The sequence below is a fragment of the Bacillus sp. SG-1 genome, assembly GCF_000181495.1.
Lineage (GTDB): Bacteria > Bacillota > Bacilli > Bacillales > Bacillaceae_B > Rossellomorea.
In genome coordinates this window covers 638,401-653,723 of the sequence record NZ_ABCF01000001.1, presented here as the reverse complement: position 1 = coordinate 653,723, position 15,323 = coordinate 638,401, and the positions used below count along the sequence as shown (strand labels likewise).

At 41.6% G+C, this 15,323-nt stretch carries 18 protein-coding genes and 1 other annotated feature; of the genes, 7 read left to right on the top strand and 11 right to left on the bottom strand.

Going from position 1 to position 15,323, the window contains the following annotated elements; all coding sequences use genetic code 11:
• Window positions 1–14: 14 nt before the first annotated feature.
• On the bottom strand, window positions 15–971 hold the full coding sequence (locus BSG1_RS03500; RefSeq protein ID WP_044022275.1) for a DUF2268 domain-containing putative Zn-dependent protease: 957 nt from the start codon (window positions 969–971) through the stop codon (window positions 15–17).
• 451 nt (window positions 972–1,422) lie between these two features.
• On the opposite strand from BSG1_RS03500, the gene BSG1_RS03495 reads away from it, so the two are divergent.
• Window positions 1,423–1,731 carry a PadR family transcriptional regulator gene (locus tag BSG1_RS03495; protein ID WP_006835459.1) on the top strand — a complete coding sequence of 103 codons (309 nt, stop codon included), beginning with the start codon at window positions 1,423–1,425 and terminating at the stop codon, window positions 1,729–1,731.
• A gap of 16 nt (window positions 1,732–1,747) precedes the next feature.
• Window positions 1,748–2,932: a chromate efflux transporter gene (gene chrA, locus BSG1_RS03490; protein WP_006835458.1), complete on the top strand. Its 1,185-nt coding sequence runs from the start codon at window positions 1,748–1,750 to the stop codon at window positions 2,930–2,932.
• 68 nt (window positions 2,933–3,000) lie between these two features.
• Here the strand turns inward: chrA and BSG1_RS03485 are convergent, their stop codons facing one another.
• The 8 genes from BSG1_RS03485 to BSG1_RS03455 form a co-directional block, all read right to left on the bottom strand.
• The gene (locus BSG1_RS03485; protein ID WP_006835457.1) at window positions 3,001–3,378 is read right to left on the bottom strand and encodes a VOC family protein; all 378 of its coding nucleotides are present in this window, start codon (window positions 3,376–3,378) and stop codon (window positions 3,001–3,003) included.
• 111 nt (window positions 3,379–3,489) lie between these two features.
• The gene (gene lysS, locus BSG1_RS03480) at window positions 3,490–4,959 is read right to left on the bottom strand and encodes a lysine--tRNA ligase (RefSeq protein WP_442852150.1); all 1,470 of its coding nucleotides are present in this window, start codon (window positions 4,957–4,959) and stop codon (window positions 3,490–3,492) included.
• A 68-nt stretch (window positions 4,960–5,027) separates the two neighbouring features.
• Window positions 5,028–5,290: a binding site (T-box leader), on the bottom strand.
• 94 nt (window positions 5,291–5,384) lie between these two features.
• Window positions 5,385–5,693 (bottom strand): hypothetical protein, encoded by a 309-nt coding sequence (locus BSG1_RS03475; protein ID WP_006835455.1) that lies wholly within the window; start codon window positions 5,691–5,693, stop codon window positions 5,385–5,387.
• Window positions 5,694–6,040: 347 nt separating this feature from the next.
• On the bottom strand, window positions 6,041–6,199 hold the full coding sequence (locus tag BSG1_RS20720; protein ID WP_156791364.1) for a hypothetical protein: 159 nt from the start codon (window positions 6,197–6,199) through the stop codon (window positions 6,041–6,043).
• 304 nt (window positions 6,200–6,503) lie between these two features.
• On the bottom strand, window positions 6,504–7,064 hold the full coding sequence (locus BSG1_RS03470) for a nucleotidyltransferase family protein (protein ID WP_006835454.1): 561 nt from the start codon (window positions 7,062–7,064) through the stop codon (window positions 6,504–6,506).
• Window positions 7,065–7,147: 83 nt separating this feature from the next.
• A complete protein-coding gene (locus BSG1_RS03465) occupies window positions 7,148–9,328 on the bottom strand; it encodes an FUSC family protein (RefSeq protein WP_006835453.1) in 2,181 nt (726 codons plus the stop codon).
• A gap of 411 nt (window positions 9,329–9,739) precedes the next feature.
• Window positions 9,740–10,234, bottom strand: coding sequence for a GNAT family N-acetyltransferase (locus tag BSG1_RS03460; RefSeq protein ID WP_044022274.1), 495 nt, complete (start codon window positions 10,232–10,234; stop codon window positions 9,740–9,742).
• A 150-nt stretch (window positions 10,235–10,384) separates the two neighbouring features.
• Window positions 10,385–11,134, bottom strand: a complete 750-nt coding sequence (locus tag BSG1_RS03455; protein ID WP_006835450.1) for an aminoglycoside phosphotransferase APH(3') — start codon at window positions 11,132–11,134, stop codon at window positions 10,385–10,387.
• Window positions 11,135–11,322: 188 nt separating this feature from the next.
• Between BSG1_RS03455 and BSG1_RS19700 the strand changes: the two genes are divergently transcribed.
• The 5 genes from BSG1_RS19700 to BSG1_RS03430 all read left to right on the top strand — a co-directional run bounded on the left by BSG1_RS19700 (window position 11,323) and on the right by BSG1_RS03430 (window position 14,409).
• Complete coding sequence (locus BSG1_RS19700; protein WP_052302349.1) at window positions 11,323–11,727, top strand: hypothetical protein; 405 nt, start codon at window positions 11,323–11,325, stop codon at window positions 11,725–11,727.
• Between the two features lie 16 nt (window positions 11,728–11,743).
• Window positions 11,744–12,205 carry a hypothetical protein gene (locus BSG1_RS19695; protein WP_006835448.1) on the top strand — a complete coding sequence of 154 codons (462 nt, stop codon included), beginning with the start codon at window positions 11,744–11,746 and terminating at the stop codon, window positions 12,203–12,205.
• 63 nt (window positions 12,206–12,268) lie between these two features.
• Complete coding sequence (locus BSG1_RS19690) at window positions 12,269–13,009, top strand: hypothetical protein (RefSeq protein ID WP_052302348.1); 741 nt, start codon at window positions 12,269–12,271, stop codon at window positions 13,007–13,009.
• 275 nt (window positions 13,010–13,284) lie between these two features.
• Window positions 13,285–13,719, top strand: coding sequence for a MarR family winged helix-turn-helix transcriptional regulator (locus BSG1_RS03435; RefSeq protein WP_156791363.1), 435 nt, complete (start codon window positions 13,285–13,287; stop codon window positions 13,717–13,719).
• A 66-nt stretch (window positions 13,720–13,785) separates the two neighbouring features.
• Window positions 13,786–14,409, top strand: coding sequence for an FMN-dependent NADH-azoreductase (locus tag BSG1_RS03430; RefSeq protein WP_006835445.1), 624 nt, complete (start codon window positions 13,786–13,788; stop codon window positions 14,407–14,409).
• A gap of 73 nt (window positions 14,410–14,482) precedes the next feature.
• On the opposite strand, the gene BSG1_RS20715 is transcribed toward BSG1_RS03430, so the two are convergent.
• Window positions 14,483–14,623: a hypothetical protein gene (locus BSG1_RS20715; protein ID WP_156791362.1), complete on the bottom strand. Its 141-nt coding sequence runs from the start codon at window positions 14,621–14,623 to the stop codon at window positions 14,483–14,485.
• 123 nt (window positions 14,624–14,746) lie between these two features.
• Window positions 14,747–15,277 (bottom strand): NADPH-dependent FMN reductase, encoded by a 531-nt coding sequence (locus BSG1_RS03425; protein WP_006835443.1) that lies wholly within the window; start codon window positions 15,275–15,277, stop codon window positions 14,747–14,749.
• Window positions 15,278–15,323 lie beyond the last annotated feature (46 nt).

Here is a 15,323-nt window from a genome sequence, read left to right as displayed (position 1 = left end):
AGCTCCTCTACTCTCTATTGATAATGGTCGGCATATTTTCCTGCTTCAAAGATTTCCTCGCCACTTAAAGAGGTCCAATCCATCGGTTGGGCTTCCGGGTGGAGGTCCAAATAGGATTTCACCATTTTATATCCCTCCATGTAGCCATATAACTGGGGAAGTCCATTTCCGCCAAAAAGGATTTCTATCGACCGGTTAAAATCGTACTTTCCTAAGTCATCCTGAATCTGTGCCCAGTACTTTTTATTATATTCGTCATTAACACGAGTACCTTCCAGGTCTGGATATACCACCTTTTCGAACATGACTGCCTTTCCTTCAAAAACAAGATTATCCAGGACCGATTGAGGTGTAGTCGCTAGAAATTTCTCCGCCCAGACACTGTGATGGTATTCATGGGCAATGACGGTTTTTAAAAAGTCTTCTGTATAAAACGGAGAATAGAGTACATTGATTTTTCCGGCTCCAACTGTTACGGCACCTGCATTGTTCGTATTAATATTTGGAAAGATGCATACGTTTGTTTCTATGTCAGAAGGAAGCAGATCTGAAGACTGGACCAGCGCGTCTTTAATGGAACCGATATACTGGCTGTCCTCTATCTTTTGATTCAATTCGGTAATCCGCTCTAGCGAATGTGGGATTTGTTCAGTGACGGCACCTGCCATGTGATAGAATTCACCGCCCTCAAAACAAGCCTTGTTAACTGGATCAATGATCTCCTGCTGATAAAGCTCCTTCTCTGCTGTATCGGGATTCTCCTCCAGCTCGCTTATGTAATTGTCATAAAGCTTATAGGCGTCAATGATTTGGTAGGACTGCCCTGTTTCCGGATGCTCAAAAGAGTGTGTGATATCTTCAAATGTAACTTTTTCCTGTTTCATTTGGGCTTCAGCTTCCGGCTCGGTTGTTTTTTCGGTACAACCTGCCAGAATCATGCATCCTGTGACAGCCAGCAGTAATCGTTTCATTGTTTCCTCCTTTTTCAAATTTTCAGATTTGCTTTTATCATACCATATAGTTACATTTTTGGGTTTTGTAGGGGTTGTTGGTATTAGGTTGTGAGTTGTGCGCTTTTCTAGAGATTACTTGGAAATTTGGTCCATTTCCCCAAGGAATGATTCGTTTCTGTAGAGGTTACTCGGAAACTTGAATCATTACTCCGAGGAATGGTCCGTTATCCTTGAGGCAGCTCGGAAATTTGGTTCATTACTTCCGGTAATGATCCGTTTTTCTAAAGACATCTCGAGAATTTTTACCTTTAGGCATCAAAATTCACTATTTATGGGAACCCAACCAGGAATGGTCGTTACAGTAATTAGAATTCGAATAGATGGTTGCAAAAGCTGATTGTATATTGTATTCTTTCGATATCGGTTTTCGATATTGGACTGAGAAATCATCTGTCGGGAGGTTATTTGGTTGGAGGATAAGGTTTTGAGAAAATTGTTTCTCGGTTTTATCCATATTCATATTTTACATCATGCAAAAGAACACCCGGTGTATGGGACGTGGATGGCCGAGGAACTGAAAGAACACGGGTATAATGTCAGTTCGGGGACGCTCTACCCGATCTTGCATTCTATGGAATCGGATGGATTGTTGGTCAGGGAAGACAAAAAAGTCGAGGGCAAAATCCGTAAGTATTATTCTACGACAGAAAAAGGGAATGAAATACTGGGGGAAGCCAGGAAAAAGGCATTTGAGTTGTTTAGGGAAATAAAAGATTAATTAAGAAGGTGAAGTAGTGAAAAAAAAGACAAGTATCAGTGCTCTTTTGGAGCTCCTGATTATTTCTACAAGATTGGGACTGACTTCATTCGGCGGTCCTGTAGCCCACTTGGGTTACTTTCATAACGAATATATTAAGAGGAAAAAATGGATGGATGAGAAAAGTTATGCCGATCTAGTGGCTCTGTGTCAATTCCTTCCCGGACCGGCAAGCAGCCAGGTCGGCATCGGAATCGGGGTCATGCGTGCGGGCGCTGTTGGGGGTATTATCTCCTTTATCGGTTTCACCCTTCCTTCTGTCATCGCATTGATTCTATTCGCTTTACTTTTAAAAGAATTTGATGTTTCTGATGCAGGTTGGATTCATGGATTAAAAATTGTGGCGGTTGCCGTTGTTGCGCATGCGATTTTGGGAATGTCACAGAAGCTGACTCCAGATTTATCAAGGAAGACTCTGGCCCTTCTTGCGCTTGTTGTGACGCTTTTATGGCAGACAGCGTTCACTCAGGTCGGGGTTATCCTAGTCGCAGGATTGATTGGCTATATTTTATATAAAAATCATGCTGACACTGAGGATGCCCAATTAAGAGTACCCATTTCGAAATCGTTCGCTGCCGTTTGCCTGGTCTTATTCTTTAGTTTGCTGTTTCTTTTGCCGATTCTAAGAGAAGCAACGGCACTCAATTGGGTTGCGATGTTTGATAGCTTTTACCGTTCAGGTTCCTTGGTGTTTGGCGGCGGGCATGTTGTACTTCCATTACTTCAAACTGAATTTGTTCCTGGAGGCTGGCTGAGTGAAGAAGCGTTCCTTGCCGGATATGGTGCCGCGCAGGCCGTTCCGGGTCCGCTGTTCACTTTTGCTGCCTATCTGGGTGCTGTGATGAACGGCTGGCAAGGTGGTCTCCTAGCCACTTTTGCTATTTTCCTCCCCGCTTTTCTGTTAATTTATGGGACTCTCCCTTTCTGGGACACGCTCCGCAGAAATCCAAAGATAAAGGGAGCTCTGATGGGTGTGAATGCTGCAGTAATCGGAATCTTGATTTCGGCATTTTATCATCCGATATGGACAAGTTCCATACTTGCGCCTGTCGATTTTGCTTTTGCAGCAGTATTGTTCAGTATGCTGGTGTATTGGAAGCTGCCGCCGTGGGTGGTTGTGTTGACGGGAGCAGTTGGAGGCTGGCTGATAGGGTTGATTTAAGATGTATGTAAAAATTCATTCCCATTAGAAGAAGACTCGCCAACGACGAGTCTTCTTCTTTGCTATAGTTATCTTTCCATAACGGCAAAATAATTTTCTTCATTGTCGGCAAAATTAAACACTTTACCGGATGGCATATTTATCATCTCACCGACAGTTACATTTTTATTGGACAAGTCGCTGTGCAATTGCTCGAGGTTTTCGGTGAAAAACATTAAAGAAGGTGTGCCCAGATTCAACTCAGGAGACATCTTAGCTACGAACTCTTTATTGTGAAGAATGATCGTTGTCTCTGCATCCTTGTTTGGAGACAATTCAATCCATCTCATACCTTGTCCATTATCCTCTTCAGATTTCACAATGAACCCTAGTTTATTCCTCCAAAACTCCGCTGCCTTATCTTGGTCATTCACGTATAGCATAATTTGCCCCACCTTGCTAAACATACAACCCACTCCCTATTCAATTGATACCTTACTATTCTGCAATAGAACAGGAAATCCTTCTTCTATAAATTATCAGGACCTTTTTCACAGAAGGATGAACTTTATTCTCTATTACAGTTTTTTTGTCAACGGAAAGAATACACAATCCTTGATGGATTCACTGTCAGTCAGGATCATTAAAAGCCGTTCGACCCCGAACCCCCACCCTGAAATCGGAGGCATCCCATATTCCATGGCTTTCAGGTAGTCTTCATCCATCTCCATCGCTTCGGCATCACCATTGCTTTTTAACAATGCTTGCACCTCAAGCCTCTTTCTCTGTTCAAGGGGATCAACCAGTTCTGAATAGGCATTGATGATTTCAGCTCCATTGACCACCAGTTGAAAACGGTCGGTGAGGCTTGGATCTTCATCGTTTGCCCGGGCCAATGGCGACAGATCGATCGGATGTTGAATCAGAAAAGTGGGTTTTACAATCAGCCGCCTGCAAGTTTTTTTGTAGAGAAAATCGATGAAATTCCCTCTTCCCATGCTGTCTGCTTCTTGGTAGTCCAGCTCTATCTTTCTTCGTTTAGTTTCTTGGAGCAGATCTTTCACTTTAGGGAACAGATCGATATCAATGCCGGTATTTTTTAAGATGAGCTCTCTAAAAGAAATTACGTCCCATTCTGCTGTAAAATCAATGGACTGTCCTTTCAGTGTAATCGTGGTCGTATTAAATGTGTTTTGCAGGACGGAGAGGATCATTTTCCGCATCAGTCTCATCGTATCTTCATAGTTCCAAAATGCAGCATATCCTTCCACCATAGTGAATTCCTGCAGATGCTGAGGGCTGACTCCTTCATTTCTGAAGCATTTGGCTACTTCGAAAATTTTCGTGTATCCACCTACTATCAATCTCTTTAGATATGTTTCAGGAGCAATACGCAGGTTGAGTTCAGTATCTAAAGCGTTATGATACGTTTTGAAAGGCTTTGCCAATGCCCCTGATGAGGTGTGCTGTAAAACAGGAGTTTCCACTTCGATGAAGTCTTGGTCTTCAAAAAACCTGCGAATCGAGCGAACCATCTGAGATCTGGCGAGAACGCGGTTTTGCGTTTCTTCCGTCATGAGCATATCCAGATACCTTTGTCTGTATCGAAGTTCAATATTACTGATCCCATGCCATTTTTCAGGTAAGGGTCTTAATGCTTTCCCTAGAAATTCATATTTTTCGATCCTCAGGGTTTTTTCCCCTGTTTTAGTTGTGTACATTTTCCCTTCCACACCGATAAAATCGCCGATATCAAAGAATTGTTCAAATTTATTAAAAAGCCCTTCGCCAATCTCCTGCTTTTTCAATAAAAGCTGTAAGGATCCCTGGATATCGGAAATGGTAATGAAAAGAAGCTTGCTGAAACTTCTGATCCCTGTGATTCTGCCGGCTGCACGGATGCCCTCCGCTCCATCCTTCATGAGGGCGGCTTCTTTTAGTTCAACATTTGTCAAAAATCGTTCCGGGTACACTGGGGTACCTTCTGATTTCAAAGTATTTAATTTGTCCAATCGCCGTTCCGTTTGTTCATTACTCAAATTGCTCACTCCATTCCTTTTTATGTTTATACAGATTTTTACTCAATAAAAAAACTCCCACCCCCAAGATTTAGAATCTTGAGGACGAGAGTTGTTCACTTCGCGGTACCACCTCAGTTTGTTGATATGTTGCCATACCAACCTCTTCGAGTACGCCAACAAACATTGGGTATACTCTATCTCTGTAACGGGAGATCCCGTCGCACCATCACTAAGATTCACCTTAGATCCATACGAAGCTCGGAGGCTTTTTTCATTAAGACCATTAATGCCCCTTTCCACCAGCCGGGACTCTCTGTAAATAATGAATCAAAATTACTCTTCTCTTCATTGCCTTTAATGCCGTTATTTAATAATTATGAACATTTTAGTGGAAAGAAATGGGTATGTCAATAGGTTTTTAATTATTTCCTTTCATTCCGGCCAAGAGCCAATTAGCGATTCAATTCGTTTATCACTTCTTCGTTATATTTTTCAACCAATTCATTATGATTGGTTGTCCCATACTCTTTCTCTAAAACGGGCTTCAGTTTTTGCCACATTGCATTTTTAATATATATGTCTCTGTCATATGTATGATTTAACTCCTGAAGCGGCATTCCTAGTGCGTCGGCAAGAGCCAGATGCTGCGGCAGGCTGCTTGTGTCTGGACCTTCTTGGATATAGGTGTCCACCTCTTCCTCCGTTATGGATACACCATACTCCTCCCCGGCGATCTGCTTCCAGGCTTCGTCTTCTTCCATTTTTCGTTTAGCCCTCTCAAGGATTTGGTCGTGAGTTAAATCGGTTTTATAAAATAGAGCTTCACTGGCAAGTTCGCGAATGATCCATTTTTTTAGTTCACCATCTGTTTCCTTGAATCTTCAGCCTGAGCAAGAAACTTTACATAGAGAGGTTTGTGTAATCATCGTATGTGTGTATGCATCAAACACTTCCGTGTTGCTCTTGGAGTGTTTTCATTTTAATATCGATTATCGTTATCACTTTTGCTGCACCGCTATGACTGTAAAGCTATGACCTAGAAGTTTTGAGTCATAAGTACCCCTTTACACTTTCTCTATCGTACATATCCGAAATTTACAGTTAATATCTATGTCATAGTAAAAGTTCTGGCCATCATCGCCATTCTGGGACTGACATAGAAGCCGTTCTTCTGTAAACGATCGGCCATGCTGTTTCGTTCGATTAAAAGTTCTATACGGGTAATCCTGTTGCTTTTACAATAGTCCTCCAGCTGTTTCAACAGCAAGCTGCCGCTGCCTTTCCCTGGAATTCATTGTTGATGCACATCTCCTGCAGGTAGAAATGCTGATTCTTCAACCAACGCTGTGTGTGTCCGAGTGTAAAGCCGATAAGTTTTCATTAGGATCAAGTAGATCGATACCAAAGAATCGCGGGTTGGAAAAAATGTCAGTCAGGCCTCTTTCCCATCATTTTCTTCCCTCCCGTCATTCCATGGCTCTGTTAAACACTTGTATGTATAGGTCCAGGCATCTTCAAGGTGCGTTTCTTTTAAATACCAATCTCTTTAAGCATTAAGGGACCTCCATTAATCAGTAGTAGACTTTCACTTTGGGCCAGGCTGCGGACCAGTTCTTTTTTAGGATGCGTTTTTCATAAAGTGCGGTAAGTTCTTTGCTGGTTTTCATGTATGGTGTAGGTCTGAGTTCCATGTTGAGTACATCCTCAAGGCCATGTGGGGCAGTGAGGACAAGGTCGTCATTTTTGTCGAGTTTCACTCCTAAAGCTGTAGCGGTTTCAGGAAACTTGGATATCGCGTCTACTGTGGATGTATAGGGCGGGATGTTATTGATGATGTGCATTCTGGCTTCATTTTTCACAGACCATGGAACATTAGGGAGTAGTTGTTTTAGGCAGTTCTCCAGTTTCTTTTCATGTGCTTCGTCACAATTACTCTGATCAAAATATACGACATCGACATCAGGTAAGCTTGTCCTTTTGCTGAATCCATGGAGGCTATCCCAGATTTTAGAGCGTACGAACCCCGCGCAAATCCACCAGTCTGGTAAATCAAGCGTTTGAGCTGCCTTCAGGATATCCATCATCCACTTATCTTCTTTAATCACCATTAGTACTTCTTCTTCATTTTTCATAGCTCACCTCTGACCGAACATATATTCTTATTGTAACATATTCTATTTGAAATGGTAATTATTTCATGAAAAAAGAGCGGAAATCATTTCCGCTCTTTTGCCCCCAAGTCCTTTCCCAGTGCTATGATGGACTGGTTGATTCGCCAAATATAGTACGTATGGTGAACGAGGTCGATATGCCCTTTCTGTCTGCTGGGAGAAAGAGTTTCAACCTTCGCTCTCTCTTCGTTCAGTGACCAAAAATCCGCATGGACTTCTTTTTCTTTTATGAGTTCCTGCAATAGTTCAATGTTCACCGTCAGTTTCTTGTCAATCGAATGAAAGACACCTTGTAATTCTTCAGGAATCTCCGCCTTCCTGTTTCGATGTGACGATGCAAGAAGATGTTTGGCATAATAATTGATTGCCGTGACCACGGTCATCCAGCGAGCGATCCCGGTTTTTTTCAGGGAATCAGGCCGTTTCAGAAGTGACTGAGCTTCATCCCTTATCACCTGCAGCTTTTGATCTAACTCAAAAGCCTTGTCGGTAAGTTCTGTATTTTGTTCATTTTTTAAGGAATCTAAATACGCCGTTGTATAGCTTTTCAGTTCATCAAGAAAATCATCGAAAGCCTCGGTGACTTTTCCTTGAGTCTTTTTCGGTAAAACATATGCCGAAACAAGCAAGGCAATGAGTGCTCCCGCAATGGTATCGATGACTCTGGCGGAAATCAATTCAACACTGATCCCTCCAAGCAGAAGGTCATACATGAAGGCGATCAGCATTGTGATGAAAAAACTCATCCACGTATAGGAAACTGTAAAAACATAGAACATCAGAAAAATCACTACAAACAACAAAAACACTTCCAGGCCTGCGTGTCCGCTAACAAGCTTAGCAGCAGCAAAGCCAAAGACGGCTCCAATAACTGTGCCAACTGAGCGCTGGAAGCCTTTTATGTAAGTCCTACCGACAGATTCCGTTCCAATCTGGATGATGAATGTCGTGAGGAGAACCCAATAAGGCTGGACAGGAGAAATGATATGACCAGTTATAATTGCGAGTACTCCGGCAACAAGTCCTTGAATCGCTTTTCGGGTAGATGGTTTTAATGTATTGGGTTCATCTTTTGGTTCTGCTTTATCTTCTGTCTCTTCAACTGGTTCAACAGGGCTTTCATTTTGAATAGGTCCAGTTGATTTCAGTGATTCCTGGATGCCAACGGCTGCATTGACAACATGATTGGCAATCGACTCGATCCTGCGCAGGGGGAAGACCCATCTCTCAGGGTTATCTTTTGCATTAAGAACTTCTGTAAGCAGTAACCGAAGTCCCTGAACAGCCTTTTCTGCATCTTGAAGTGCAGAGGCAGAATAATTGTCGGAAAGGACCTTGGCATCCCTCAACGAACGGATGACCCATATCACCACTGACTTCACTTGTTGTTGATCAAAAGCACCATGTTCCTTCAATTTTTCAGCAGAGACAGTAAGTGTTTGAATCAGCATCTCTGTATCAAATATATACAGCCTCAATTGAGAAGAGGAAATTCCGGGCCACAGCTTCTTTAAGTCTTCATCGTTAATGTCGCCGGCAACCAGCCGCGAGTATTCGTTCAGCCTTTGTACATTCTTCTCCAGGAGCTTCTTTTTCTTGTCATTGTTTCCGCCTTCCTGTATCCATTGGATTAAAAGAGTCAGGGTCAAGTTGGATTGAATATGGAAAGACCTCATCCCTTGTCTTAACCCATGGGCAGTTCCTTTAAATAAAACAAAATTATAAAGAAAAGCGAAAACAGCCCCGCAGGCGATTCCTATGTAAAACCAAAGCAAATGGGCTGCATCCAACTGGAGTATCGAGGAAAAATAAGTCGACATGAAGCCGGTCATTCCCATTGAGAAGTACCGGATCTGAAATCGGGAAAAATAGAAGGCGCTAAAAATAGTCAGCAGCATGGAAGCGTTCAGGAACAGCGGATAAGGAGCCAAAAGAGAACCAAGCGTGATTCCCGCTGCAGCACTAACACCAATCAAAAAGGTGGTAACCTTCTTTTTCGCCATGGTATCGTCCATGACCAGCATGATGCCGAATAAGCCGACCATCCCTGCTACTATCGCTGGTGTGATCGTTCCATAATCAGCCATATCCAACAACCAAATCATCGTAAAGACAGAAGTGATAATACTGATCGTTGTTTTTCCGGCAGACTGAAATCTTTTTCTCCCCGGGTCCGACGCGAGAAAACGTCCGAACCATATGGGACGGTTATGTAATTGTTTCATGATCTATCATACCTTTACTAAAAACCATTTATTTTACTCATTTATCGTACCCCTTATAGTTGAATGGTAACCTTTTATTGTATGAGTTTTTAGATTCTACCATATCCGGTAAAGTGAAAGACAGTAAATTGTTTTTGGGCTGTGTGTAATGGGGCCCTTATTACCAAGCAGTTAACGTCCTTTAAAGCTGGTCTATGGTATGTTAATTTTCTTTTTTCAAAGTTAACGTCCTTTAAAGCTGGTCTAGAGGACGTTATTTTTTTCTTTTTTTTCGAGTTAACGTCCTTTAAAGCTGGTCTATGGTACGTTAATTTTCTTTTTTCCAAGTTAACGTCCTTTAAAACTCTTCTAGAGGACGTTAATTTTCGTTTTTTTTTGAGTTAACATCCTTTAAAGCTCCTCTATAGTACTTTAAATTTCTGCTTTCCCAAATAATATCTTTTGCAGTTCGATTTCATCTCTAATAGGTATTCCATCCTCACTGACCAGCGGGATTTCAGATTTAATCTTCCTTGCTTTTTCTACCGCATTTTTATAAAGGTGTGATAAATGGTATCCCCTTTTCTGGTAAAACCTCAATGCGGAGAGATTATCATTTGTGGTAACAAGTTTAACGGAGGTGCAACCAATTAACGCGACTGCTTCCTCAACTGCACGAATCAAGCTTGAACCAACACCCTTCCCTTCCTCAAGGCTGTCCAATGAGATGATTTCGCATTCAGCCCCTCGTATCACATAGGTTATCATCCCTATGATTTCTTCTTTTTGGTTTTGGACAACAAAGCCGTCCAGGCTGCTACAGTCATATATTCCGCTTGAAATGACCATTTCCGGACTGCCCCAATGGGTGATGAAAAAAACTTCAACTTTTGATTTTGATATGTTTCTAATTTGCTTGATTTGCACGATCTTCACCTTTCTTATATTAGATATCTGCCGCCTAGAATAGCGAAAGATGTACCAGCCCGAGTTTGGACATAAGCAGTACAAACGCGAGTATCTATAGTGTCCCTTGTTTTAGTCATGAACAAGCGACTTTCATAAATGGGTCAATCTCTAAAAAAATTCATAAAGCCCCTCGTCAAAGTAACGATATTCCTCTTCAGTAATCCGGTAGCGCGTGTATCCTTCGTAAAACGCTTCCAAGTATTCCTTTTTGTCCTTGAAGCGGCCGATCGCCAGTGCTTCATCATAACGGGGGTCGCCGAGTGTCATTCCTGCCACATCAATAAACAGAGAAACTTCCCCTTCCCTCACCATTACATTATCAGACGTACAGTCTCCATGGATGAGGGTTTGTTGGACCGGTTCCGGTTTTTTCTCCTTCAGGTGGTGGAGCAGTTCCAAGGTTCCATCTGCTTCTCCGTTCTGCAAGTAATCTGCCGCTTTCGTTAATTGCCGTTGAAGCCAATTGTGATCCTTAAAATTCACGAGATTTTCTTCATGCAAGTTGTTTAGGAAAAGGCCGAAGCTTTTTATCAGGTCCTTTTCTTCCTGAAGAGATTCAGCGATTTCCAAAGCCTTTCGGAGGGGTACCCCTTCCTCAAATGACATGAGGAGATGGCTGCTGTTTTCCTCTTCTATAAATTCAAAGTATTGAGGCAGCGGTAAGTGTTGGTTGTTTTTCAGAACGTCAGCTTCTGCTTTAAGCCATTCACGATACTTTGACGTAAATGAACTTTTTAATATGTAGGAGTTATTTTGTGTTACCAGTTTCCGGACTTCTGACGTGCAGCCTTGCTCTTCAAGTAAAACGATTTCAGCTTTTTCATCTATCATCCTGTATATGCTCTCCCTCATCAACATAATTCACGTCCTCCCATTCCTGATTTTTCGAATAAGTATAATGACCATTACCTTTTATTCTATTTTTCAATAATATGATTGTCTATTTTTTTCTAATTTTAATTTAATAGTTAAATGTACAAGCAATTTACTTGGCTTACCAATATAAATATAGTGGTTCACTATCTCCAGGAAAGGAGGGCTTTGGTATGAGGAAGAAAAAAAGAAAAGAAAGAGAACCATGGTTTAAGCAGGAACAGGAACCAGAACAAGTTGCAATTGGTTATATCAACAATGGCGCAATCGCTATAGATAAATCTAATGCGTCCGACAACCCTGATAAGAGTGCCATTGCACAAGATCACAGTAACGCTTCAGATAATGCTGAAAATAGTGCTGTTGCTCAAGCTAAGAGTAATGCGTCCGACAATCCGACTGGCAGCGCTGTTTCTCTCGAAGACAGTAACGCCTCGGATAACCCGACAAACAGCGCCGTTGCACAGGAAGATAGCAACGCTTCGGATAACCCGAACAATAGTGCAGTGGCACTAGAAGACAGCAACGCTTCGGATAACCCGTATAACAGTGATGTAAAACAAAAAAAGATTAAATAAGAAAGGAGAGATTTGTATGTACGAGAAATTCAGATATCCTCACAAGAAAGATGATCGTAAAAAGGACTTTTGTGACAAGCGTCATGATAAGAAGGATGATGATTCCCTTCTAAAACAGTTCCAAAACCCCAAACAAGTTGCAATCGGTTATGTAGATAATGGAGCAATCGCCATCGACCGAAGCAATGCATCTGATAACCCTGATAGAAGTGCAGTTGCCCAGGATTGGAGTAATGCATCCGATAATCCTACAAACAGCGCGGTCGCTCAGGGAGACAGCAACGCATCTGATAATCCTACTAATAGTGCGGTTTCATTGGATAATAGTGACGCTTCTGATAACCCTACTAACAGTGCAGTGGCTCAAGGAGACAGTAATGCGTCCGACAACCCTACAAACAGCGCAGTGGCACTGGAAGACAGCAATGCCTCCGATAATCCGAATTATAGTGATGTCGACCAAAAGAAAATCAAGTAAGCATTCAGCAATCCCTTTTTAGGGGTTGCTGATTAAACTGATAATCAGAAAGGAGTGATTCAGTTGAGAGACAACGAAGACAAACCTCAACCTAATACTTATCCAAAAGAGAATCCTCCAAGTTTTCCGCCTTTTGAGTTCATCCAAAAAAACCCGGAGTTTCAACCAAAAAAGCGGAATGCAGAGGACGTTGGTTATCTTCAGGCAAACGCAAAGGATAAAAAATACTTGCCTCAAAATGAGATCTACCGTCAACCAGATTTAACGGAAACTATTAGAAGAGAAATAAAAAATCAGTTATACTCTGGTTTATTGAGAGAAGTCAGCATCACCATTTCCAAAGAATTAGCCGGCATGACTCAAGAGAAGTTGGCAGAAGAAATTCAAAAGAAGCTTAAGGATCTACCTTTTAATATCAACCTCAATCTGAATATTCACCAGCAGCAGAATCCTGAACAAATATCAGTCGGACATGTAAATCATGGCGCGGTGGCCATTAAAGACAGTAATGCAGTCGATAATCCGGTCAACAGTTCGGTTGCACAGGCGCATAGCAATGCCTCTGATAATCCAAAAAACAGCTCTGTCGCGCAAGAGCATAGTGCATCTTCTGATAACCCATCCAATAGTGCCGTTGCCTTGGATAAAAGTAAAGCCTCTGATAACCCATCGAACAGTGCAGTCGCAATGGAAAAGAGCAATGCTTCTGATAACCCTTCAGAAAGCCCGGTTGCACAGGAACAAAGCAACAGCTCGGATAATCCAGATTTCAGTACTATCAACCAGGTTGATCCGAATAAATAAGCCCATAAACATTGATGGTATTTGAGGAAAAATTTGCTTCAAAAAATGGATTACCCACCATGTATGATAGTACTTCTACAATCTTCTCTTATCAAAAAAGGGATGGAAATAACTTGTTCATCCCTCTCCTTATTCTATTAAGCCCCTAATCGTAAGAACTACATAACTTGTTTATTTTTCGCCTACTGAACTTCATCATTTGACATGGCTGTTCTATGTGTTTATACTGATTCGAGTAAATGGTCGTTATAGCAACTAAAATCCGGAGGTATATTGTGAACATTAAATTTCATGATTATATCAGTATTAAAATTCATAAAACCGATCTTAATCTCACCAGCTATATCAAGTCCAAATTGGAAGAATTCAATCTGGCACCCGAGCAGAATCTCGTCATGATGCTGCTTTGGGAGAAGGATGGGCTAACGCAAAACCAGCTTGCCGAAAGACTTGGGAAAGACAAAACGAACCTTGCTCGTATGGCATCCAGTTTGGAGAAAAAAGGGTTCATCAAGCGTACCAGCTGCCAGAATGACCGTCGCTCCTTGAAGCTTCATCTTACCGAAGTGGGGAACGAATTGGGCTGCAAGGTCCTCCCTATTGCCGAGGAATTCAACAGAATTGTATGCAAAGGGATATCCCAAGCTGAAATCAAAGAGCTGGAAAGATTACTGACGAAAATTAATGAAAATGTTCAAAGAGAGAGATAGCCAGCCTCTCTGGGTTTAATGGTTGCTATAACAACTTAAATAGAAATCAACGGAGGTTTTTACATCATGGAAAAAGTATTATTTATCAAAGCAAACAGCAGACCGATTGAACAGTCTGTGAGCGTTAAGCTTTATCATACATTTTTAGACAATTACAAGGAAGCACATCCACAGGATCAAATAATAGAGTTGGATCTTTTTCAAGAAAATCTGCCATATTACAGTAACGACATGATCAATGGAATGTTCAAGTTTTCCAAAGGCATGGAGTTGACTGAGGAAGAACGACAAGCAACAGAAACAGTGAATAAGTACTTACAACAATTCCTGGATGCTGATAAAGTCGTCTTCGCCTTCCCTCTTTGGAACTTTACTGTGCCGGCTGTCCTGCATACGTATCTGGATTACCTGGCTCAAGCGGGTAAAACGTTCCGCTACACGCCTGAAGGTCCAGTCGGCTTACTTACTGATAAAAAAGCTGTACTCTTGAACGCGAGAGGCGGAGTCTATTCAGAAGGTCCTGCCCAAAGCGCTGAAATGTCAGTGAGCTATGTCCAAACGATGCTTGGCTTCTGGGGTGTGGAAGACATCCAGAAAGTAATCATCGAAGGTCATAATCAGTATCCTGAACAAGCCGGAAGTATAATTGCAGAAGGATTGGAAAAAGCTGCAGAGCTGGCTCGCCGATAGACAGTGTAATGCGTTCTTCTATCCCTAATAAATCAAAAGAAGTGGACTGCCGGCCTGGCAATCCACTTCTTTGTTATTTCTGATAAGGAAAACAAGGAAACTTCAATGTGTTTTTAACATTATCAGGTTTTACTACAGTTTCCTTTGTAAATGTTTTATTCAATGAAGAAAGGTTCTTTCCGCTTCCATCATAGTAAACCGGCTTTTCATTCATCCTGGCAGCCCCCAAACTACATATGTATTACTCTCATTATATAAAAAATATCGAGTTTTTTGAGGCTAATTTACTACAGAAAAGTAAATTCATGGGGGTGAAAGGTGAATTACGACACAGTTTTTATAATGCTTTCTGAAGCTTGATCATCTCTTGACTCATTTTTTCCATTCTGGTCAAGACATCTTCATTTGTGATTTTGTTCTTTTCATCAAAGCAGGAATTATGAACGAATACATTCCTCGCCGGCAATGTACCTTTCAGGAATGCGATGATTGGTTTAAGATGATATTCAGATACTAGATAATGCTTCTCTGATCCAGCTGTTGCCACCATTCCAACTACTTTTCCATCAAATGCTTCTTGGGGAATGTGATCGAAGAGGTTCTTCAATACCCCGGAAATCGAAGCTTGATAAATCGGTGTCCCGATCACCAGCATATCAGCAGAAAGAATTTTTTGTACAACGTTCTGTGTATCTTCATTATATTGTTCCAAAGGATAGCCTTTTACCATTTCAACATCATAATCCTTCAGGTCGAGTAACTCCGTTTCCAGAGTCTCATCCTGTTGTTTTGCGATGTTCAACGTTTCTTTTACGGCGATGGCTGTTTTTGAACCGGCCAGTGCGCCTGAGATTCCTAAAAGCTTCATAAATACTTACCTCCTAAAGAGTTATGCAATAAGCAAACATTCAAAT

Excerpts from the sequence above, each read along its gene's own strand:
- BSG1_RS03485 (WP_006835457.1), bottom strand. The coding sequence starts at position 3,378 with ATGTTTAGCAAGGTGGGGCAAATTATGCTATACGTGAATGACCAAGAT.
- BSG1_RS03455 (WP_006835450.1), bottom strand. The coding sequence starts at position 11,134 with ATGTTGATGAGGGAGAGCATATACAGGATGATAGATGAAAAAGCTGAA.
- BSG1_RS03475 (WP_006835455.1), bottom strand. The coding sequence starts at position 5,693 with ATGGAAGAAGACGAAGCCTGGAAGCAGATCGCCGGGGAGGAGTATGGT.
- BSG1_RS03465 (WP_006835453.1), bottom strand. The coding sequence starts at position 9,328 with ATGAAACAATTACATAACCGTCCCATATGGTTCGGACGTTTTCTCGCG.
- BSG1_RS19700 (WP_052302349.1), top strand. The coding sequence starts at position 11,323 with ATGAGGAAGAAAAAAAGAAAAGAAAGAGAACCATGGTTTAAGCAGGAA.
- BSG1_RS19695 (WP_006835448.1), top strand. The coding sequence starts at position 11,744 with ATGTACGAGAAATTCAGATATCCTCACAAGAAAGATGATCGTAAAAAG.
- BSG1_RS03500 (WP_044022275.1), bottom strand. The coding sequence starts at position 971 with ATGAAACGATTACTGCTGGCTGTCACAGGATGCATGATTCTGGCAGGT.
- BSG1_RS20715 (WP_156791362.1), bottom strand. The coding sequence starts at position 14,623 with ATGAATGAAAAGCCGGTTTACTATGATGGAAGCGGAAAGAACCTTTCT.
- BSG1_RS03470 (WP_006835454.1), bottom strand. The coding sequence starts at position 7,064 with ATGAAAAATGAAGAAGAAGTACTAATGGTGATTAAAGAAGATAAGTGG.
- BSG1_RS03425 (WP_006835443.1), bottom strand. The coding sequence starts at position 15,277 with ATGAAGCTTTTAGGAATCTCAGGCGCACTGGCCGGTTCAAAAACAGCC.
- BSG1_RS03430 (WP_006835445.1), top strand. The coding sequence starts at position 13,786 with ATGGAAAAAGTATTATTTATCAAAGCAAACAGCAGACCGATTGAACAG.